Origin of the sequence: Sinorhizobium chiapasense, assembly GCF_036488675.1 — a bacterium.
Classification (GTDB): domain Bacteria; phylum Pseudomonadota; class Alphaproteobacteria; order Rhizobiales; family Rhizobiaceae; genus Sinorhizobium; species Sinorhizobium chiapasense.
The window spans coordinates 517,412-537,630 of record NZ_CP133152.1; the positions used below are offsets into that span (position 1 = coordinate 517,412).

Annotated in this window: 18 protein-coding genes; 7 read left to right on the plus strand and 11 right to left on the minus strand. The window is 62.9% G+C overall.

The genetic code is table 11. The features are described 5' to 3' along the window. Positions 1 to 3: 3 nt before the first annotated feature. The 3 genes from RB548_RS27110 to RB548_RS27120 are packed head-to-tail and all read left to right on the plus strand — an operon-like array spanning position 4 to position 2,808. Positions 4 to 1,065, plus strand: coding sequence for an ABC transporter ATP-binding protein (locus tag RB548_RS27110; RefSeq protein ID WP_331376841.1), 1,062 nt, complete (start codon positions 4 to 6; stop codon positions 1,063 to 1,065). After that, positions 1,058 to 1,822, plus strand: a complete 765-nt coding sequence (locus tag RB548_RS27115; RefSeq protein WP_331377112.1) for a formylglycine-generating enzyme family protein — start codon at positions 1,058 to 1,060, stop codon at positions 1,820 to 1,822. Before RB548_RS27110 ends, RB548_RS27115 begins: the two co-directional genes overlap by 8 nt. Beyond that, on the plus strand, positions 1,801 to 2,808 hold the full coding sequence (locus RB548_RS27120) for a ScyD/ScyE family protein (RefSeq protein ID WP_331376842.1): 1,008 nt from the start codon (positions 1,801 to 1,803) through the stop codon (positions 2,806 to 2,808). The genes RB548_RS27115 and RB548_RS27120 overlap by 22 nt, the downstream gene beginning before the upstream one ends. A gap of 13 nt (positions 2,809 to 2,821) precedes the next feature. Here RB548_RS27120 and RB548_RS27125 read toward each other — a convergent pair whose 3' ends face one another. From RB548_RS27125 to RB548_RS27150, 6 genes are all read right to left on the minus strand, one after another. After that, positions 2,822 to 3,604: an ATP-binding cassette domain-containing protein gene (locus RB548_RS27125; protein ID WP_331376843.1), complete on the minus strand. Its 783-nt coding sequence runs from the start codon at positions 3,602 to 3,604 to the stop codon at positions 2,822 to 2,824. Then, positions 3,597 to 5,849, minus strand: coding sequence for an ABC transporter permease (locus RB548_RS27130; RefSeq protein WP_331376844.1), 2,253 nt, complete (start codon positions 5,847 to 5,849; stop codon positions 3,597 to 3,599). The genes RB548_RS27125 and RB548_RS27130 overlap by 8 nt, the downstream gene beginning before the upstream one ends. A 77-nt stretch (positions 5,850 to 5,926) precedes the next feature. Further along, entirely contained in the window at positions 5,927 to 7,009 is a 1,083-nt protein-coding gene (locus RB548_RS27135) for a substrate-binding domain-containing protein (protein ID WP_331376845.1), read from the minus strand. Positions 7,010 to 7,257: 248 nt separating this feature from the next. Further along, positions 7,258 to 8,280, minus strand: coding sequence for an amidohydrolase family protein (locus RB548_RS27140; protein ID WP_331376846.1), 1,023 nt, complete (start codon positions 8,278 to 8,280; stop codon positions 7,258 to 7,260). Positions 8,281 to 8,319: 39 nt separating this feature from the next. Next, positions 8,320 to 9,012: a class II aldolase/adducin family protein gene (locus RB548_RS27145; RefSeq protein WP_331376847.1), complete on the minus strand. Its 693-nt coding sequence runs from the start codon at positions 9,010 to 9,012 to the stop codon at positions 8,320 to 8,322. An 85-nt stretch (positions 9,013 to 9,097) separates the two neighbouring features. Further along, positions 9,098 to 10,087 (minus strand): ABC transporter substrate-binding protein, encoded by a 990-nt coding sequence (locus RB548_RS27150; protein ID WP_331376848.1) that lies wholly within the window; start codon positions 10,085 to 10,087, stop codon positions 9,098 to 9,100. Between the two features lie 256 nt (positions 10,088 to 10,343). Between RB548_RS27150 and RB548_RS27155 the strand changes: the two genes are divergently transcribed. Next, positions 10,344 to 11,957 (plus strand): FAD-dependent monooxygenase, encoded by a 1,614-nt coding sequence (locus RB548_RS27155; RefSeq protein ID WP_331376849.1) that lies wholly within the window; start codon positions 10,344 to 10,346, stop codon positions 11,955 to 11,957. Between the two features lie 64 nt (positions 11,958 to 12,021). On the opposite strand, the gene RB548_RS27160 is transcribed toward RB548_RS27155, so the two are convergent. The 5 genes from RB548_RS27160 to RB548_RS27180 all read right to left on the minus strand — a co-directional run bounded on the left by RB548_RS27160 (position 12,022) and on the right by RB548_RS27180 (position 17,183). Then, a complete protein-coding gene (locus tag RB548_RS27160) occupies positions 12,022 to 13,593 on the minus strand; it encodes an ethanolamine ammonia-lyase reactivating factor EutA (protein WP_331376850.1) in 1,572 nt (523 codons plus the stop codon). Then, the gene (locus RB548_RS27165; protein ID WP_331376851.1) at positions 13,542 to 14,780 is read right to left on the minus strand and encodes a cupin domain-containing protein; all 1,239 of its coding nucleotides are present in this window, start codon (positions 14,778 to 14,780) and stop codon (positions 13,542 to 13,544) included. The genes RB548_RS27160 and RB548_RS27165 overlap by 52 nt, the downstream gene beginning before the upstream one ends. Positions 14,781 to 14,988: 208 nt before the next feature. Continuing rightward, positions 14,989 to 15,738: an IclR family transcriptional regulator gene (locus RB548_RS27170; protein ID WP_331376852.1), complete on the minus strand. Its 750-nt coding sequence runs from the start codon at positions 15,736 to 15,738 to the stop codon at positions 14,989 to 14,991. A gap of 258 nt (positions 15,739 to 15,996) precedes the next feature. Further along, the gene (locus tag RB548_RS27175; protein WP_331376853.1) at positions 15,997 to 16,779 is read right to left on the minus strand and encodes a class II aldolase/adducin family protein; all 783 of its coding nucleotides are present in this window, start codon (positions 16,777 to 16,779) and stop codon (positions 15,997 to 15,999) included. 86 nt (positions 16,780 to 16,865) lie between these two features. Further along, complete coding sequence (locus tag RB548_RS27180; protein ID WP_331376854.1) at positions 16,866 to 17,183, minus strand: non-heme iron oxygenase ferredoxin subunit; 318 nt, start codon at positions 17,181 to 17,183, stop codon at positions 16,866 to 16,868. Positions 17,184 to 17,412: 229 nt separating this feature from the next. On the opposite strand from RB548_RS27180, the gene RB548_RS27185 reads away from it, so the two are divergent. The 3 genes from RB548_RS27185 (at position 17,413) to RB548_RS27195 (ending at position 20,217) form a co-directional block, all read left to right on the plus strand. Then, positions 17,413 to 18,699 (plus strand): aromatic ring-hydroxylating dioxygenase subunit alpha, encoded by a 1,287-nt coding sequence (locus RB548_RS27185; protein ID WP_331376855.1) that lies wholly within the window; start codon positions 17,413 to 17,415, stop codon positions 18,697 to 18,699. Positions 18,700 to 18,772: 73 nt separating this feature from the next. Further along, positions 18,773 to 19,294: a hypothetical protein gene (locus RB548_RS27190; RefSeq protein ID WP_331376856.1), complete on the plus strand. Its 522-nt coding sequence runs from the start codon at positions 18,773 to 18,775 to the stop codon at positions 19,292 to 19,294. Between the two features lie 83 nt (positions 19,295 to 19,377). Continuing rightward, on the plus strand, positions 19,378 to 20,217 hold the full coding sequence (locus tag RB548_RS27195; RefSeq protein ID WP_331376857.1) for an IclR family transcriptional regulator: 840 nt from the start codon (positions 19,378 to 19,380) through the stop codon (positions 20,215 to 20,217). The last annotated feature ends 2 nt before the right edge of the window (positions 20,218 to 20,219 follow it).

Here is a 20,219-nt window from a genome sequence, read left to right on the forward strand (position 1 = left end):
GCCATGGCCTCAGTCACGTTCAAGAACGTCTCGAAGAAGTTCGGCGAATTCGTCGCCGTCACGGACTTCAATCTCGAGATCAGGGACGAGGAGTTCCTCGTCCTGCTCGGACCTTCCGGCTGCGGCAAGACGACGACCATGCGCATGGTCGCCGGGCTCGAGGAAGCGACATCGGGCGACATCTACATCGACGCGGACCGCATCAATGGCGTGTTGCCCAAATACCGTGACGTGGCGATGGTCTTTCAGTCCTATGCGCTCTATCCGCACCTGACTGTTGAGCAGAATATCGGCTATCCGCTGAAAATCCGCAAAGTGCCGCCGGCCGAAAGCAAGCAGCGGATTGTCGAGGTAGCGCGGCGCGTCGAGCTAGACAGCCTGTTGTCCCGTCTTCCCAAGGAGCTTTCCGGCGGCCAGCGACAGCGCGTGGCGCTTGCGCGCGCCATCGTGCGCACCCCCCGCGTCTTCCTGATGGACGAGCCGCTCTCTAATCTCGACGCCAAGCTCCGCACCCAGATGCGCTCGGAGCTGAAGCATCTGCAGCACGAACTCAAGGTCACGACGATCTATGTCACCCATGACCAGATAGAGGCGATGACGCTCGCCGACCGCGTCGCGGTGATGAACAAGGGCGTGATCGAGCAGCTCGGCACGCCGAGGGAAATCTACAACGATCCGCGCACGCTTTTCGTCGCCGGCTTTATCGGTTCGCCTTCGATGAACCTTATCCCCGGGGAAGCGCGGGACGGCGTGTTTGCGAGTGCTGGTCTCAGGGTCGGCGGGCTCGGCCGCGTCAGCATTTCGCGAGCCGTTCTCGGCGTGCGTCCGGAGGACGTCCATGCGGCTCGTGTCGACGATCCCGACGTCAATCTGGTCGCGCCGATCTATTCGGTCGAACTCACCGGCGACAGTACGCTCGTCAGCCTGCGGCTTGGTCCTCGACTCATGACGCTGCGGGCCGACAAGAATTTCGCCGGCCAGATCGACCAGCGGATCGGCGTCAAGGTTGCGGCGGATCGTGTGTTTCTGTTCGACGGGGAGACACAAGCCCGTGTCGATGTCTGATCTTTACGCGGCGGCGATCGTCGTGGCTCTCACATCTCACGCGGCTGCGGCCGAGACCGGGCCGATCGCCGACAATCCGCTGATCGACATCCCCGCCGGTCCGTTTGTCTTCGGTCGCGATGATGGTCCCGAAAACGAGCGCCCGCGCCGCGTGCTCGACGGACAGGCGTTCGCCATCAACCGCACCGAGATCACGAACCGCCAATATCGCCGCTTCATCGAGGCAACCGGCCATCGCGCGGCGTTCTACGCAAATCACCCTGCACTCGGCCTGGATGACAGACCCGTGGTCGGCGTGAGCTGGGGAGATGCCGTAACTTTTTGCCGTCACTACGGCCTTTCACTGCCGTCGGAGCAGCAATATGAGAGGGCTGCGCGGGGTTCGAACGGGGCCGCGTTTCCCTGGGGTGAGCACGGCGGCAAGGTAGTCCCGGCGAATTTTGGCACGGATCGCTGCTGTTCCGGCGACGCGCGCGACGGCTATGCGATGACTGCGCCGGTGGACGCCTTTGTCGATGGCGCAAGCGAGGAAGGCGTCCTCAATCTTGTCGGCAACGTCTGGGAATGGACGAGCGACCTCTACGCGCCTTACGAGGGGCAGGCTGTGGCGGAGAACGCCGGGCGATACCGCGTGCTTCGCGGCGGCTCCTGGAACAGCGATCCAAGCCACCTTACCACGACCTATCGTCTCGCCTATGATCCGGAGTTCCGTTTTGCAGCCAATGGCGGCTTCCGATGCCTTCGCTCCGAACCTTGATCATCGCCACCGGTCTCCTGTTCCTCGCAGCCGGGGCTGCCGCCGACCCGGTGGCCGCTCCCGGCTATCGGCTGGAAACCGTCAGGAAACCGGGCGCGGCGTTTTCCGGCCTTTCGCGCGACGGGGAGGCTCTGCTCGTCACCGATCTTGCCAGCGGGCGGCTGCATCGACGCGGGGCTGACGGTGAGTTCGTCGCCTTCGGCCCGGTGTTTCCTCACGGCCTCGACGTGATTGGCGACCCGACCGGCCCCTATCGCGTCGTGCGCGTTGGCGATGCTCTCATCGTCGCTCAGGGCTGGACGCCGGTCGATGCCGGCGAAGGCCCGCTTGACCATGCCCTAGTGGCGGTCGGCGACGACGGCAACACTCATGTGATCAGCAGCGATTTCTGGAATCCATTCGACTTCGCCGTCGCGAATGGAAGCTACTACGTGATCGATGCCGCGCGAAACAGTGTCGAACGCATGCAGCCGGACGGCCGCAAGCAAACGATCATGACCTTTCGCCGCATGAGGCAGGAAACGACGGCAATGCGGCAACTCTCGCCGACGGAATTCACCGAAGAGGGCGGCTATGAAGTGGACGCAGTGCCGACCGGCATTACCCTTCGCGATGGGCGCATCCATGTGGCGCTGTTCGGCGGATTTCCATTCCTCGACGGCGCGGGAAAGGTCGTTTCAGCCCCGGAGACGGGCGGAACGGCACCGCCGCGGATCGATGTCGACGATCTGAACGCGCCAGTGGCAATCGGCTTCGACATGGATGGCGGGATGCTGGTCCTCGAGCATGGTCGTTACGAACAGAAGGAAGGTTTTCTGAAGGGCAGCGGCCGATTGCTCAAACTCGATAAGGCGACGGGCGCCCGGCAGGCCATTCTCGATGGGCTGACGCGACCGGTTTCCGTTCTCGTCTGGGACGAGCGGCGGCTCGTCGTTTCCGAACTCGCCGGCAATCTCCATTTTTTGATGCGGGAACCGACGCGGTGACGGTGACGAGCGTTCAGGCTTTTCTTGCCTGATCGGCCGTAAGCGCCTGCTCGCGCGTGCCGGAGACGATGATCTCCAGCACCTCATGCTCGTCCGTGTTCTTGATATAGCGGTCGCCGACATATTCGCCGCGCTTGAGCACCATGACGCGATCACCGACGGAAAAAATGTCGACGAGGCGGTGGGAGATTATGATCTGGGCGACGCCTTGCCTCTTCAGCTCCAGCATGGTCTCCAGCAGTCGCTCGGTCGCCATCACCGAGAGGTTGGCTGTCGGTTCGTCGAGGATAACCACGCGCGGCTCGAACGAGATTGCACGGGCGATCGCCACCGATTGCTGGCGGCCACCCGACAGGCTCTCGACCCTCTGGTAGACCGAGTTCACATCCACCTTGAGCCGTTTCAACACGCTGTCGGCTTCCGCGTACATGCGCCGCCGGTCGACGAAGAACCCGCGGCGCGGCCAGCGGCCGAGAAAGATGTTCTGGCCGACGTCCATGTTTCCGCAAAGAGCGAAGTCCTGGTAGATCATCTCGATGCCCGCCCGGCGGCTTTCATGCGGGCTCTTGAAGTAGACTGCTTCGCCGGCGACGAAGATCTCGCCCGCGTCGCGCTGGTAGGCGCCTGTCAGGATCTTCATCAGTGTCGATTTCCCGGCAGAGTTGTCGCCGACGAGGCCGAGGATCTCGCCCGGGTAGAGGACGAGGTCGACGCTTCTAAGCGCCTGCACCGCCCCGAAGGCCTTTTCTATGCCACGCATCTCCACGATCGGGGCGTTTTCGGGGCTATCAGGCATGGCTTGTCTCCGGCGCTCTTTGGCGCGCCAAACGCTCGCGCAAACGGCCAAACAGATTGGCCTGGCGAACCCAGATGTCGACCAGTACCGCGACGATGAGGATGCCGCCAATGAAGACGTTGATCCAATGCTGCGGCATGCTGAAGCCCTGCACATTCAGCTGCAGCAGCGCCCGAACAAGCGTGATGACGCCAGCGCCGGCGAGCGCTCCGATCATCGTGCCGTAGCCGCCGAAGATCGAACCGCCGCCGATGATGACCGCGGCGATCGCGTCGAGCTCACGGAACTGGCCGGCCACCGGGTTGAAGCTGCGGAAATAAGCAACGTTGATGATCCCGGCCATGGTCGCGCAGAGGGAAGCCAGTAGCAGCGACAGGAATCGCACGCGGTTGGTGTTGATGCCGGCATAGGCCGCGGCGCGGATATTGCCGCCGGTGGCATAGACCTTCTGGCCGAATGGAGTGTAGGCAAGGACGATGCCGGCGACGAGCGCGACGAGAAGCATCCAGATCGTCTGTACGCTCACGACCTGGGCGACGGCGCGTGAGAGTCCCTCCGGCAACACGATCTGCATGTGGAGGAGAATGTCGTTCACCTTGCGGCCGATGAGGTTGTAGCCTTCGGGCCAGCCGGTCAGCTGCTGGCCTGCGACGAACCAGGCGGCGAGGCCGCGGGCGATGTAGAACATGCCGAGCGTGGCAATGAAGGCCGGCAGCTTGAAGCCGACGGTGACGACCGCATTGACGAGGCCGGCAGCCATCCCCGCCATGAGCCCCATCGTCACGGCCGTGAGGGGGTCGGCGCCCAGCACCTTCAGAAAATAGGCCGCAGTGCTGCCGGCGAGCGCGAGCACCGCGCCGACCGAGAGATCGATATCGCCAGCGGCGATGACATAGACGAGCCCGACCGTGATCAGTGCCAGCTCGGTATAGTTGAGCAGGATCGCGAAGGTGTTGGAGAGATGCCACCAGTAATCGGGGCGCAAGGCAAGGCCCGTCAGCCACAGGAGGACGGCGAGGATGATGGCAAGCGCATCGCGGCGGGCGAAGAAACGGCCGAACGCCGTCGCCGACACCTCGATGTCCGTCGCCATCGCACCCTTGGTCTGCACACCCTCCAGAGCCACGCCACCGATCTCGTAAGCCGGCGGCGGTGGCTGGCGGCGCAGCCACGCCCAGAACCGGGCCGCCAACTGACGACGAATGAGATACGGCTCGATCAGCACGGCGATGACGAGGAGGAGGCCGAGGAAGACAAGTACAGCGCCCGCCGGCAAGGTGTATCGGGCGTTGACGGCAATGCTCTCGCCGTCGATCACGACCGTGCGTGTGATCGACCAGCCCTCACGCAGCACCTTGTCGATCAGGACCACGACGGCGGTGCCGAGGCAGGAGCCGATCACACGGCCGCGGCCACCAAGGATCGACGCACCACCGATGATGACGGAGGCGATGACGGTGAGCTCCCAGGTGACGCCGTAGAGAGGGGTCACGCCCTTGTCCTGGGCGGCCGACAGGAGGGCCGCAAGAGTCGCCGAGAGCGACGAGATCAGATAAGCGCGGATGCGCACCCAGTTCGTCGGGATGCCGGCGTAGACCGCCGCCTGCTCATTGCCTCCCGTGGCGAAGGTCTCGTAGCCCCAGCGGGTCTTGGCGAGCACGAAGGCGCCGACCGTGGCGACGACAGCGAAGATGATGATCTGGTTGTTGAAGCCGAGGACGTTGCTCTCACCGAGGTGGAAGAAGAGCGGGTAATCCTTTGCTTTGCCTGAGTAATAGATCGCCTGACCGTGCGTCAGCGCCAGCACGAAACCGCGGCCGATAAAAAGCATCGTCAAGGTGGCGATGAATGCCGGCACCTTCAGGAGCGTGACGAGTGTGCCGTTGACGAGGCCGATCAGGGTGCCGAGGAGCACGCAGAGGATGACCGACGTCGCGATATCGAGATCAAGGAAGCTCGGCGCAAACAGCCGGGCGAAGATCACAGCAATCAACCCGTATGTCGAGCCGACAGAAAGGTCGAGATCCTTGTTGGCGATGACGAAGGTCATGCCGACCGCGATGATCCCTACGCGGGACGTGTCACGCAAAAGCGCGTGAAGGGCCCCTGTCGACCCGAAGAAGGCCGGATTGACAAGCGCCCCACCGAAGTAGAGCAGGGCGAGAAACAGCAGGAGGCCGACCTCCCAGCCGCCGATGATCTGTGGCGGCGCGCGGCCGAGCGATGTCGTCGTCATGAGCGCCATGGGTTCCTACGCCGATCCTTGCCATCGCTGGGCGGAAGGACTCGCACCCTCCCGCCCAAATTCAATCGCCTCGACGATTAGTTCTCGAAGCGCTTGCCGACCTTGGCGACCGTATCCTTCGTCACGAGCTGCGCGCGCGTGTCGAGATTGGCGGCCGAGATGCCACGGTCGATCTGCAGGTAAAGCTGCATCACGGGCCAGAAGCCCTGCAGGAAGGGCTGCTGCCCCAGCGAGCCGGTCAGGTTCCCGCCAGCGATGCCTTCCTGCTGGGCCGGCCCGAGGTCGAAACCATAGGCGCAGAACTTGTTCGTCCATCCCTTCTGTTCAACCGCCTTGACCAGCGGCGGCGTGAAGACGTTGTTGGCGGTAAAGGCGCCGACGACGTCGCCGCGCGACTCGAACAGCGACACGAGCGCGTTGACCGGATCGTTCGGGTTCGTGTCGATGCCGACATTCTCCGGACCGGCATCGACCTTGAATGCGTCGAGCTTGCCGGCATCCTTCAGCGTCTTGACGATTGCATTGAAGGCGGAAGTGACGCGGTTGTTGACCTCGATGTTCCCCATCGCCGTCGACGACGGCAGCAGGATCGAGCCTGATGTGGCGCCGCTTGCTAGCACGCATTTGGCCAGCGCCTCTCCGCCGATCGCAGCGGCCGAAGCGTCCTGGCCGGTATGGCTGATGCCGCTGCGGTTGACGATGGTGCCGTCGAAGGAATTGGTCGTGGCGACCGGAATGCCGGCGGCCTCGGCGGCTTTAACGATGTCGTTGTATGCCCCGGCCTGCGGCGTTGTCATGATGATCCCGTCGATCGTCGGATCCTGCACGATCTGGTTCAGGATCTCGATCTCGCGGGCGGGATCGTCCACCGGCGATTCCGAGCCAAGCAGCAGGATGTTCGCGCCGATCATGTTGCCGGCGACCTTGGCCCCGACATAGACCGGATCGAAGAAGCCGTTGCCGGCGGTATGGGTCACGATGGCAAAAGTGAGATGGCCGTCGGCCGAATGGAAGTTCTTCGTTTCTGGCGCTTCCTTGGCGGCTTCATCGAAGTTGTAGCCGCCGACCGCCTTCTCGACGCTGCCGGACTGGGCAAAGGCGTTTTGGGCGCAAAGAGCTAGCGCCGCGACCGATGCCGCGTACAAAAATACTCGCCTCATGTTGGTCCTCCCTTGTGGTCAAGGGGCGGAAGCCGTTCGGGCGCATGTAACGAGAGGGGTCCGAAAGCTTCCTCCCATTTGCCAAGATGCTAATATTCTGCACATTCTGGTCGAAGTAAATGGTGGACTCACCGTATTGTCATATTTATTGAGCCGACAAGCGTCCGGTGATCGGCCGTGGACGATAGACGCTTTCGCGCTGTCGACGCCGGCGCTGGGTCGCCCCATTAGCCAGCGTCGACTGCCCCTCAAACTTCATGCCCTGAAAGCCCAAAGAGCGCCTCTGCATTGCGGAAGCAGATCTTTTCGAGATCCTCTCTGGGCAGGTCGAGGGTGTTCAGGATTTTCAGCGTGTCTCGGATATAGCCCGGGCCCTTTTCCGGATCGAAAGGCGAGTCGGAAGCAAAGAGAATCCGGTCGCTGCCGTAGAATTCCAGGCCGCAGAGCGTCGCGGCGCGCGAGCCGAAAACGGCCGTATCGGCATAGAAATCCTTGAAATAGTCCAGTGGGCGCCGCTTCAGCCGCTTGAGCACGAGCGACAGATCCTCGTCCGAGGTCCGCTTGCCGAGCTGGTCCCAACCGGGGCCGACACGCCCTTCGAAATAGGGGACCATCGCTCCCATGTGATGGGCGAGAACCTTGAGGCCCGGAAGCCGATCCATGAAGCCGGAAAAGACGAGGCGGGCCATGGCGGCACTGGTCTCATAGGGCCAGCCGAAGGTCCACCAGATCTCGTATTTCGATTTGTCCTCCGTCGCATAGTCCGGCATGGACGAGGTCCGTGACGGGTGCAGCAGCACCGGTTTGCCATGACGTGCAGCGGCTTCGAAGATCGGAAAAAAGCGCTCTTCGTCGAGTGGCGCGCCGTTGACGTTGGTGTGGATTTGCAGGCCGTTCGCGCCGAGTTCGGTGAAGGCGCGCTCGGCTTCCCTGACGGCCGCTTCGGGGGCGTTCATCGGCAGTGCGGCGACGAAGCCGGCGAAACGCTCCGGGTGTTTCTCGACGAGCTCCGCCAGGCCATCATTGCCGATCTTGGCAAACTCCGTCGCGAGCCCCGGACCGCCCATGGCTTCGAGCGGCGGCATGCCGAGCGAGAGGATTTGCGTATAGTCCCTGAACTCGTCCATGACGCGGAAGCGGGCCTCCAGGTCGTGGACGCAGGGAATGCCCTGCATCCTGCGGCCGATATCCTTGCCAGCCCCATCGAGCTCTTGGATCCTTTGCCACAGCGCCTTTGGGAAAAAGTGATTGAACGCATCGATATAGTGCATCGTCTTCCTCTTGGTGCGATTTGCTCGTGGTGCCGATGGTCAGCCGCGCTTCAGGCGCCGGACGAGATAGGCGAACGTGGCCTTGAACATTTCTTCGCGGAACATGTGCCGGCGCTTGGCCTTGATATCCTCCGGCTTGCCGAGCGCCTTGGCGCCGCCCGCCGCCTCGACCCAAAGCTGCATCATGCAGGCGGTTTCGAGCGAAAGCGCCAGGTAGATCGCCTGCTCGATGCTCGCCGCGGCGGTGACAATGCCATGGTTCTGCAGCAGCATGGCGCCATGGCCGCCGAGCGTCGCAGCGACCGCGCGGCCGCGTTCGGCCGTGGTGATCAGTTCGGTCGTTTCGGAAAAGACCGGCAGTCCTTCCGAGAAGATCGATCCGGCGTGGCCGACTGCCTGCAACGGCTTGCCGAGGGCCGAGAAACTGACGGCGTAGGGCGCATGCGTGTGGACAACGGCGTTGACGTCGGGCCGCGCCTTCAGCACCTCTGAATGGATGTACACCTCGTTGTGGCGGCCGAGATCGCCGGCGATCTTCTCGCCATCGAGACCGATGGTGATGAGATTGTCGAGCGTGATTTCCTCGAGGCCGATCTTGGAGGCCTTCATGTAGAAGCGATCCGGCGCATCCGGCACGCGCACGGATATATGGCCGCGCGTCCAGTCGCCCTGTCCGGCCTGTTCGAGAATTCTGCCGGCCTCGACCATTCTCTGTTTCACGTCCTCATGCATCGTCTTTTGCTCCGATGCCTCATTGCGCAGGAAGGGATTGCCGACCGAGAGGGTACCGCCCCTCGAGTCTTGTACGTCGCAGGCGCTACACACGGTGCTTGTCTCCCCGCTTGCGGCCTTGCGAAACGTCGAGGAAAAGCTCGGGAAGCGGCACGTTGCGATCGATCAGGCCCTGTTCGTGCGCATAGCCGACGACGGTTTCGAGCGTCTTGCGGTTCTGGTCGTCCAGGCCGTAGGCCCACGGATCGCCGCCGAGAATTTCCTGCTGCTCCTCCCAGGCCTCGCGGTACCAGGCGAGCGGCACGATGCGCGGATTTTCCATGCGCCGCATGGCGATGCGCTTCGCCTCGTTGAACGCCTGAAAGAGATTGATCGGCACCCAGGAATGACGCTCGACGATCTCCGGTCGGATGCCGAGAACATGCATGATGGGGAAAATGCCGGTCCGCTCGTAATAGGCGATCTCCTCCCGCTTGTAGTCGGGAAAGAGCCGGCCGACGCGGGCATCGCGCCTGACGATGGGCTCGATCAGGTCGGGATGGAGGAGCGCGTCGATCTCGCCGTCGAGCAGCATCTGCTCGACCGACTTGTCGTCCGGAAGTCGATGAAGCCGGAGCCCTTCCGGCGGCGTGAAATCGACGTCCTCGTCCAGCTCGGCATACCAGTCGATCGACTTGTGCGGGACGCCGTACTCGCTTTCGAGCAGCCCGCGCAGCCAGAGTGTCGCGGTGACGAGATAGCTCTTCACGCCGACCTTGCGGCCGATCAGATCTTTCGGTTCGCGGATTCCGCTTTGGGTGTTGGTGAAGATGAAGCCGTGGCGAAAGCGTCGGTGCAGAAAGACCGGGATCGCCGCGAAGGGCAGCCCCCGCGTCTTCGCTGCGATGTAGGAAGACAGGGAGACTTCGGCGACATCGAACTCGCCGTTTCTCAGAAAGCGCCAGTGACGCGTCGTCGAATCCATCTCGGTCAGGATCGTGAGTTCGATCCCGTCCGGCCTCACATCTCCCTCCTTGAGCGCCCGCACGATCTCGTAATCGCCGCAGGCGAGCGTCAGCTCAATCTTTTTCGTCACCTGTTCCTCCCACCTCATGCGAGCCGCCCTGCGGCATCAGCGAACGCACCATGCGCCAAACGCGATTGGAATGTCCAGTAGAAATTCACAATTTCGCGTAATATGAGATTTCATGAAAATCCGTTTGACGAATGAAATGATCTGACAGTACAAGTTCGTCATCCCTATCGAACAACGCCTCCGGCACCGTGGCTGTGAGTGAAGCTGGTTCGCTAGGTTTGATTGGTCGTTAACGAAAAGGTGATGGAATCTTAGCATGCGCGAAACGGATGTCCTTATTGTCGGTGCTGGACCTGTTGGGCTGACGCTTGCGATCGATCTCGGCCAAAGGGGCGTGCGCTGCACGCTGATCGAGAAGAAGGCGGCGCCGGAGTTCCTGCCGAAGATGGAGCGCTGCAACGCGCGAACAATGGAGATATTCCGGCGTATGGGGCTTTCCGAGCGGATCAGGACCGCCGGCCTCGATGCCTCGATCCCGATGGACGTCTATGTCGTGCTTGCGATGAACGAGCCGCCACTGTTGCGGCTGCCTTACCCGTCGGTCGCCGAGTCGCTGGCGGAAATCGCGCAGAGCACCGATGCCTCGCAACCGCTCGAAGCCTATCAACTCATCTCGCAATATACGTTGGAGCCGCTGCTGAAATCGGTCGCCGAAAGCCTGCCGAGCGTCACGGTGCGTTATGGCTGCGAGTTCCTGTCGCTCGAACAGGACGAAGGAGGCGTGACGGCACGGACCGCCGATGCGAAAGGCGCCATCGAATATTTCCGCGCCAAGTATCTGGTCGGGTGCGACGGCGGCGCGAGCCCGGTGCGCAAGCAGCTTGGCATCAAGCTGCGCGGCGAGGGCAACCTTCTGCATCTGCGCCAGGCGCTGTACTGCAGCGAGATGCTTTATGACCGCATTCCGATCGGGGATGGCCCCGGACGTGGGCGGCACTATCATGTCGCCGACGGGCAGGCGACGTTCCTCATCATGCAGGATTCGACCAAACACTGGACGCTTCATGCGGTCGTCGAACGCGACGAGGACATGGCGCAGCAGTTCGAGAAGGCTGTCGGTGCACCGGTCGACTACACGATGCTCTATGTCGGGCAGTGGAAGCAGAACCTGCTTCTGGCGGACCACTACGGCGCCGGGCGGGTCTTCCTCGCAGGCGACGCGGCGCATCTCGTCATTCCGACGGGTGGCCTCGGCATGAATACCGGCGTCGGCGACGCCGTCGATCTTGGCTGGAAGCTTGCGGCGGCGCTGCAGGGCTGGGGCGGACCCAACCTGCTGCGCTCCTACGAGATCGAGCGGCGACAGGTGGGCGATCGGAATGTCGGTGCGTCGCGCTATGCCTCGCTCGGCCGACGCAAGTGGCGGTCTCAGTACCGCCCGGACATCCGCGACGCGACGCCGGCGGGGCAGGCGACGCGCGACAATCTCGCGCGCGTCGCAGACGTCGAGCAACGCAAGACCAACGAGATGATCGGCGCCGAACTCGGCTATCGCTACGTGGGCTCTCCGATCATCACCGACGAACCCGGTGGGCCGGAGCATCTTTTCCGCGAATACCATCCGACCACCTGGCCCGGTGCCCGGCTGCCGCATCTCTGGCTCGACAACGGCGAGCCGGTGCAGGACCGCATCGGCCAAGGCTACACGCTGTTGCGGCTCGGTGGCACGGGCGCCGACGGCGGCGCCCTCGGCAAGGCCTTTCGCGCGCGCGGCGTGCCCTTCGCGATCGTCGATATCGCGGAGCAGCGGGCGCGCGACATCTACGGCCACAATCTCATCCTCGTGCGCCCCGATATGCATGTCGTTTGGCGTGGCAACCAGGCGCCGGACGATGTGGCTGCGATCGCGGCCATGGTGACAGGCCACTGAACGAGAAATGCCGCGAAGCCTCCGGGGCTTCGCGGCAGGCACGAACAGCGGTCGGTTGCTGCTTTCAAGCGCGGTCGAAAGCTTCATGGCCGAGACCGAGGCTCGGGAAGACCAGCGACTTGATCACCACCGGCACCGCGCCGGACGTCTCAAGCATGGCGCCGATGTCGATGAAATCGAACTCGTCGAGCTTGATGCCGTCTATGGAGACGAGCTTCGCGATGCCGGCTTCCTGTTTGCAGTGCATTCCGACAAGACCGCCTATATCGCCTTCACCGACGAGGATCAGCGGATGACCGCGGTGAAGGATCGGTGCAAGGCCTTCGACAATACCGCCGCAGAAAGCGTCGAGGCGTCGGTAGCTCGCCGATCCCTCCCATTCGTAGCAGACGGCCACCGCACTCTCGCCGTCGCTGAGATCGAGCCGTGCGAGGGCTTCCTGCACCGCTTCTGCGATGGCTGTTGCATCGATGTCCTCACCGAAGACGAGCGCCGGCTTGATGACCGGCACGTTGCGCACCGGCAGCATGTCGAGCGGATCGACGAAGATCGTGCTGCCGCTCACTTGCACCGTATATTGCGAGGCGCCGACGACGGTTGCGCGGATGCCCTGCTGCGGGCGCTCCAGACGCGGCGACCAGTTCGCCAGGCGTTGTCGAAGTTCCACGGCAAGAAGTGGACCGAGATCGCTGAAATCCTGCTCCGCATCTGTGTAGAGGAATTCAGAAACACCGCCCGAGATCGTCACGATGTCGGGCGCTGGACCGGCCGGCAAAGGAGGCAACCGATGGAGATCCGCAGTCTCCCGCCGCATCTCGCCGCCGTGCATGGCCTCGAACAGCACATCGACCATCGATGCGGCGATGCGGCGAGCATCCTCGGCCGTCAACAAGGCGCCGAGTTCGATGGCGACCCCTGCGCGACGTGCAAAATAATAGCCTGCCTCCTCGATCCGGGTGATGCGGCGGTCGGCGGCGAAGGCGATTACACGTGCGCCGATATCGATGGCGCTGATATGGCGGATTGCGCCGTCTTCGCAAAAAGCGAGCTTGGACGTGCCGCCGCCGATATCGACGTTCAGCACCCGTCCCGCTTTGCCCGAACGCGCGACCGCGCCGGAACCGAACGCGGCGAGCGTCGTTTCCAGCCCGTCTCCGGCGCTGACGACGACAAACTTTCCGGTTTGTGCGGAAAAGATCGCGCCGATCACCCGCGCATTGCGGCGACGGACCGCAACGCCAGTCAGGATAAGTGCGCCGGTGTCGATAGCCTCGGGCTTGAGACCGGCCGCCTCGTATTGCTCGGCAATGAAAGCGCCGAGCGCCTCCGCATCGATCTTGTTGTCGCCGGCATAGGGCGTCAGCAAGACCTCGGATTGATGCAGCAGCGTGCGCTCCACCACCATGTAGCGCGTATCGAGCCGCTCGAGCACGATGCGCGAAAAGGCAAGGTGGGATGTCGACGAACCGATGTCGATGCCGACGCTGGTCAGCCGGATCTCGTCCTCGAGTTCCATGCTGCGGCCGACATTCGAAAAGAATATCCGGCCGCCCTGTTCTTCTTCCTCTGACATCGCTTCGCCAATCAGACGACCGTCGACATCTTCTTGGTCGTATCGGCCGGCTTCTCGTACCATTCCGGCTTCATGCGGATCTCAACTCCGTTCCGCCGGAGGTGGGCCTCGTATTCGTTGCGGATGAAGGGATCTTCCATCCAGTAGGGGATGGCGGTGCCGCCTTCATTGACGTCGATCGCCGTGTAGTCGGTGTGCTTTTCACCGGGTGCGCCCGGATCGCGGCCCGGGTTGTGCGGGCCGAACCAGGCCATCAGGCGGAAGGGCTCCTTGGAGACACTGAAGTGCTGGTGGTACCAGCGGGCGCCGCCGGGGGCCGCGGTCACCATGCCGAACGGGCCGTAGTCGAGGCGGCGCACTTTGTCCGCGTGGCCGTCCTTCCAGGGGTTGACGCCGTATTGCTCGGGCCAGGTGTAGGTATAGCCTTCGCCCTTCAGGCAGATCAGGATCGCGGCCGAGGTGTGGGCGTGCGCCTTGGAATAGCGCCCGTTCTCGTGCTGCCCGATCCAGTAGTAGAAGGTGTTGTTGGTCATGAAGGGCTCGACGCGGCGGTAGCCGGGCGAGCGCCGGTTGTCGAGCGGCAGTTCGCAGTTGACCGCGTCCGGCAAGAAATTCGTCCGGCGCATGGCGAGACCGCGCACCGGATCGGGCTCGATCTCTTCGCGATATTTGTAGAAGTCGTCGGCGCCCGAAAAGCGATCGCGGAAGACGTAAGGGTTATTGAAGACGGCGTCCGCATTCTGGAGTTGGTTGAGCACGTTCGGCGCGGTAGTGCCGCCGAGCAGCAGCGCCGGGCTGTTGGTGGCGTTGACGATGCGGTGCCAGGCATTCATCGGGATGGAGAACATGGAGCCCTCCTGCCACTCGAAGACATGCTTGCGGCCCTCGCCCTCGAGCCAGACCTCGGTGGAGCCGCGTCCCTCGACCACGATGTAGATCTCCTCGTACATGTGCTTTTCGGGATTGAGCGCGCCGGCGGCGGGAACCTCGACGAGGTGGCAGCCCCACTTGGTTTCGGTGCCGTAGAGCTGGATATAGGTGCCGTTGCCGCCGGTCCGCTTCCACGGCTTCAACGGCAGGTTCTTCACGCTCGAGACGCCGAGATCGCGAAAGACCGGAATGCCTTCCTCTTGCATGAACTGGTCATAGGGCGTCGGCTGCTTCTTGAACTCGCCGAAGCCTGCCTTCTTGGTGCCGGCGGGCTCGTGCCAATGCGTGCCGGTGCCGCCGCCAAGTGGGTCCTGATGCATTCCTGTCTCCTCTTGGTTGGTCCGCAGTTGGGCAGGGCGAGCCGAGCTCGCGCCGTGCGAGCGTTCCGCTTCGCATTGCCCGTTTCAGCCAAACGCTAACAGACGGGGGGAATGACGGTAGTGCGTTTTCGGAAAGGCCTCCTTTCCGATCCGATCGAAAGTCGGCAGGCGCTCGGCGAGCCAGCGCGGGCGCGAAGAGCTTCGTTTCTCAGCTGCGGGCGACGGTCTTGGAAATGATGCCGGCACAGAACACGACGCGCTCGGCGACATCCTCGATCATTTTCGAGTTGGTGCGGGAATCCCTAAGCGTCAGGCTGAGGCTACCGAGAATTTCCGAACGGCTGTCGAACACGGGGGCCGCTACGCCGGTCACGCCGGGGGTCACGTCTCCTGTCGTGCTCACCCAGCCCCGCTGTCGGTGCTCCCTCAGCGTAGTTTTAACTTCCTTCAGCGTCGCGCCGAGGCCGGCACCGGCGAATTGTTCGGGTACCAAGCCATAGAACTTGCGCAGCTGGTGGTCGGGCAGGTAGGCGAGGATTCCGAGCGATGCGGCGCCGTGAAGAAGAGACCGCCTGCGCCCGCGCTCATAGTTGCTGTGGATCGTATCCGTGCCGCTCTCCTGGTGGACGCAAAGAACGTCGAAGCGATATCGGCGGCAGAGGAGGGCGATGCCGCGGAACTGGCTGGCGAGCTCTTCCATCACCGGCCGCGCCGCCCGGATCAGCACGTCGCCCGTCCGGATCTTGTAGTCCAGTTCGACGATCCGCGGGCCGAGCATGTAGCCGACCGAGGGCAGCGAGGTGAGAAGGCCCGCGTCCGTCAGTGTTTTCAGGTAGCGATAGAGCGTCGAACGGGTGTAGCCGAGTCGTTCATGCATCTCGTCGAACGTGACGGCAACGGCGTCCTCGCCGCTGTCGAAAAGATCGAGGATGCCGAGCATCTTCTCGTGGCTGTTCACGCGACGGTCTCCCGTAGCTCAGCCGGGCGGAACGCGGAAAAGAGGGGAGATCGCGAAGACAGGCCGATTGAAGGCGACATCGATACTTGCACTCGAAGCTTCTAGGGCGCGGTGCCCCGTTCTGCGCGACTGACCGGAGGTTGCCGGTCCGTCAATGTGGGATTCGCGCATATCTTGTGCCAGCCCATCGCTTCCATCAAGCAACAATTTCAGAGGCCGGTCGCCCGGCCTCGTCGATGTTCGTCAGCGGCGGTTGCTTCAGGCGGCCGCGTTCCAGGCTTCAGGAAAGATACCGTCCCGGATGGCGCCGCGCGCATAATAGTTCCAGAGCTTGCGGATGTGATGCCCGCGCCTGAAGCCGTGCGAGAACGACTCGATTTCGGCTTCCGTCAGCGGCTTCACCTTGCCGATTGCGGCGGCACGATAGGCGGCCTCGGCGTTTTCGACGAGATGCACCGAATCGATGAAGACGCCGCGCACCGTTTCGGCGGTGACGATCTGTCCGTGTGCGCGGATTTGCATCGCGTGGTGCGGTCCAAGCGTCGCGACGACATCCCTTCCCCTCTCGGCGTCGTCCACGTGCGCCGGGTCGGCATGAACCGGGATGCCGCTCTTCCAGCGTATCGCGTGGTTCTTGAAGGGCAGCAGCGGCACGTCCTCGACAAGTGTGAAGACGTTGGTCACGTCGTGATGGAAGTGAGCGATCGAGTTGACATCCGTCCTTGCTCGGCAAATCTCACAATGAAGGAAAACTTCGGAAGGAGGCTTGACGCCTGACGGGCCGGACACGACCTTACCGTCGAGGTCGCAGACCAGGAGATCGTCGGGAGAGACCTCCGCGCGACTCTTCTCCTGCGGCTGGATCAGAAAGGTCACGCCCCCGGGCGACCGGGCGCTGACATGGCCACTATACTCCAGTATTTTCAGGCTGTTGAGCAGCCGCGTGCTCATCGCCACATCGAGGCGCGAGGACGCCTCCGATGGCACGTCCGTTGCCTCCACAGCCGACGCGCCGTCGCCGCTTTTTCCATGAACCTGCATGCGTTCCTCCGTGAGATTGAATAAATCCCACATTATACGACTTTATCGTTTCCGCAAGCGCGCCGCCGCGCTTGAGACGCGAGCTGTCAAACCTCGATCGTCACGTGCTCGTCCTCGATCACCACCTTGTAGGTCTTGATCGGGATCATGCAGGGCGGCGTGACCACTTCGCCCGTGCGCACGTCGAACGCGCCGTTGTGGAAGTCGCACTCGATGGTGTGGCCGTCGAGATAGCCCTCGGAAAGCGACCCCGGGCCGTGCGTGCACAGGTCGTCGGTGACGTAGAACACGCCGTTGACGTTGAAGACGGCGAGGGTGAGGTCGCCTTCCTCAACCCGTATCGCGCTGTCCCAGTCGACGTCGCTCGTGGAACACAGCCTAATTCTGGTGCTTGCGTCGGCCATTCCTGGCTCCTCCTTCGGTGCGTTGCAGGCCCGCTTGACGGGGCGGTGATCAGATTGTACGTTGCTTAAAAAGAAACAGCGTTCCGCATAAAGGAACACAGAAAAGATACCTGATCGGTCGAGAACGTCAACCCGGAATTCGGAAAAGCCGCGAGGCGGTCGAAAAAAGGGACGTGGCGATGCAAATCCGCGCACCGCGCAAGCGGTCCGCAACCTGGAGGAAGTGAGAATGCTCAGGAAGGAACAGAACGATCTTCTAACGCAGACGGGCCCGGGCACACCGATGGGCGACATGTTTCGCTGTTATTGGATCCCGGCGCTGCTCGCGGAGGAACTGCCGGACAACGATTGCGCGCCGGTCCGGGTGAAGCTCCTGGGCGAGCGACTGCTCGCCTTCCGCGACAGTGAAGGGCGCTACGGCCTGATCGACGAATTCTGCGCCCATCGCGGCGTTTCGCTGTGGTTCGGTCGCAACGAGCAAGGCGGACTGCGCTGCCCCTATCACGGCTGGAAATACGACCACACCGGCCAGTGCGTTGAAGTACCGTCGGAGCCGAAGGAAAGCGGCTACTGCGGCAAGATCAAGCTGAAGTCCTATCCGCTGATCAAGATCGGCGACATCCTCTGGACCTATATGGGTCCGGCGGAAAAGCAGCCGCCGCATCCCGAATGGGAATTCGCGCTCGTTCCCTCGGAACAGACATTCACGTCGAAGCGCTGGCAGGAGTGCAACTGGCTGCAGGCCATGGAAGGTGGCATCGATTCCAGCCACGTGTCCTGGCTCCACAGCGGCAATCTCAACAGCGACCCGCTCTTCAAGGGCGCCCGCGGCAACAAGTACAACATGTCCGATGCAAGGCCGTTCTTCGAGGTGACGGACAACGAGGGTGGCCTTTTCATTGGCGCACGACGCAACGCCGAGGAAGGCCACTACTATTGGCGCGTCACGCCCTGGGTGATGCCGTCCTTCACGATGGTCCCTCCTCGTGGCGACCATCCGGTTCACGGCCACTTCTGGATCCCGATCGACGACGAGAATTGCTGGGCCTGGAGTTTCGACTATCACCCCGTTCGTGCGCTGACGAAAGAGGAGCGCCAGGCGATGATCGACGGCAAGGGCATCCATGTCGCCTATGTGCCGGGAACCTACCGGCCGCTCGCCAACAAGGATAATGACTACCTCATGGACCGCGAGGCCCAGCGCAAGGGCATCACCTATTCTGGTGTCGAAGGCATCGCCATGCAGGATGCCTCGCTGCAGGAAAGCATGGGTCCGATCGTCGACCGCAGCAAGGAAAACCTGGTGTCGACCGACAACGGCATCATAATGGCCCGCCACCGCCTGATGAGGGCCGCTCGCGCTCTGCGCGACAAGGGCGTCGTTCCTCCTGGTGTCGATCCGGCGCATCACCGCGTCCGCTCGGCCGCGATCGTGTTGCCCGTGGACAAGTCCTATGTCGACGTCGCCGAGGAGGCGTTGACCGTGATCGAAGGCAAGGCGCAAACGAGCGTCTGACGCTGCAGTCACCACGGTGGCCCCGGCGCTGTGCGTCGGGGACTTGGCAGCCGCTTTAACGAGGAGAAAAGCCATGCAACTCGGATTGAGCGAAAGTGCGCGCTTCGCCAGCGCGGAGGAAGCACGTTTCCGTATCGCATACCCGAACTCCAGCCCGCGCAAGTCGCGTGTCATCGCCCTGGACGAGCCGGGTCTGGCGCTGCTGCGCACTCTAGCCGACATGCCCTGGAGCGGCGCGCATTTCCTGCGCTACGTGAGCGCGAAGGGTGCCACCGATTCGCTGCATATGCTGCCGGTCGACGCGGTCTTGGAGGACCTCGAGGGGAAGACGGTCAGCCTCGCCGACGAGATCGCCGACGCCGACATCATCGTCATGATCACGACAGCCGGCACTGCAGCGGACGCCGCGGAAGTGATCGGTAATGCCTGCTTCGTCCGCAACAAGCTGACGACTGGCCTGGTGCGCAACGCCGAAGGAGCCTCTCCGGAAGATCTTGCACGGACGCTGACAACCATGCGTCCGTTCGCGGCGATGCTGGTGATCTCCAATGGCGACGAATATGTCGGCGAAATGCTGAGCGCGCTCAGGGTTTGAGGCAAACAGGGTGGTGATGTGAGACCATGACAACTGTGTTATGGACGAGCCGTAACTCTCGCGATGAAACGGACAATCACGCCATGAACGCACCCACCAAACCACCCGCGCGCGGAGGAAAAGGCCCCGCCGGCAAGCGCAACCGCCTCTCTTCGGTCACGACGGCGATCCGTCTCCTGAAGGCTTTCTCCGAGGACGAGGCCGAGATCGGCGTCAGTGCGCTGGCGCAAAGGCTGAAGGTCGCAAAGAGCACGGTCCATCGTCTGGCGGTGACGCTCGTGACCGAGGGTTTGCTGGAGCAGAACCCGCAAACGGAGCGCTATCGCCTCGGGGTCGGCCTCTTCGCTCTCGGTACGCTTGTGCGCCGGCGCATGGATCTTTCCAACGAGGCGAGACCCTATCTGTTCGACCTTCGCAAGCTGACGGGCGAAACGATCATTCTGGGTGTCCCTTCCGATGGAGAGGTGATGCACGTCTACGATCTGGAAAGTCCGCAGGCTCTGGCGATGAAATCCGACCTCGGCGCGCGCAAGCCCGCCCATTGCAGCGCCGTCGGGCGCGCAATTTTCGCCTTTGCCCCGGAACAGGCGATCGAGCGGTTGCTGGCCGGTCCGCTGCAGCGGCGAACGGCGAAGACCATCACCGATCCGGTGCGTCTGAGAGAAATGCTCGCCGAGACCCGGCAGCGGGGCTTTGCCATCGAAGACGAGGAAAGCGAACCCGGAATCCGGGGCATCGCCGCCCCGGTACGCGATTCGACCGGTGCCGTCGTTGGAGCCGTCGGCATCGCAGGCCCACTACAGCGGCTGTCGCTGGAGGCGCTTGAAGGCTTTTCGCCTGCGCTTCTCGATGCGGTCGCAGCCATTTCATCCCGCCTCGGTTACACGGCGGCCTTTCGAGAGAGATACGACTTAGGGAGTTGAAC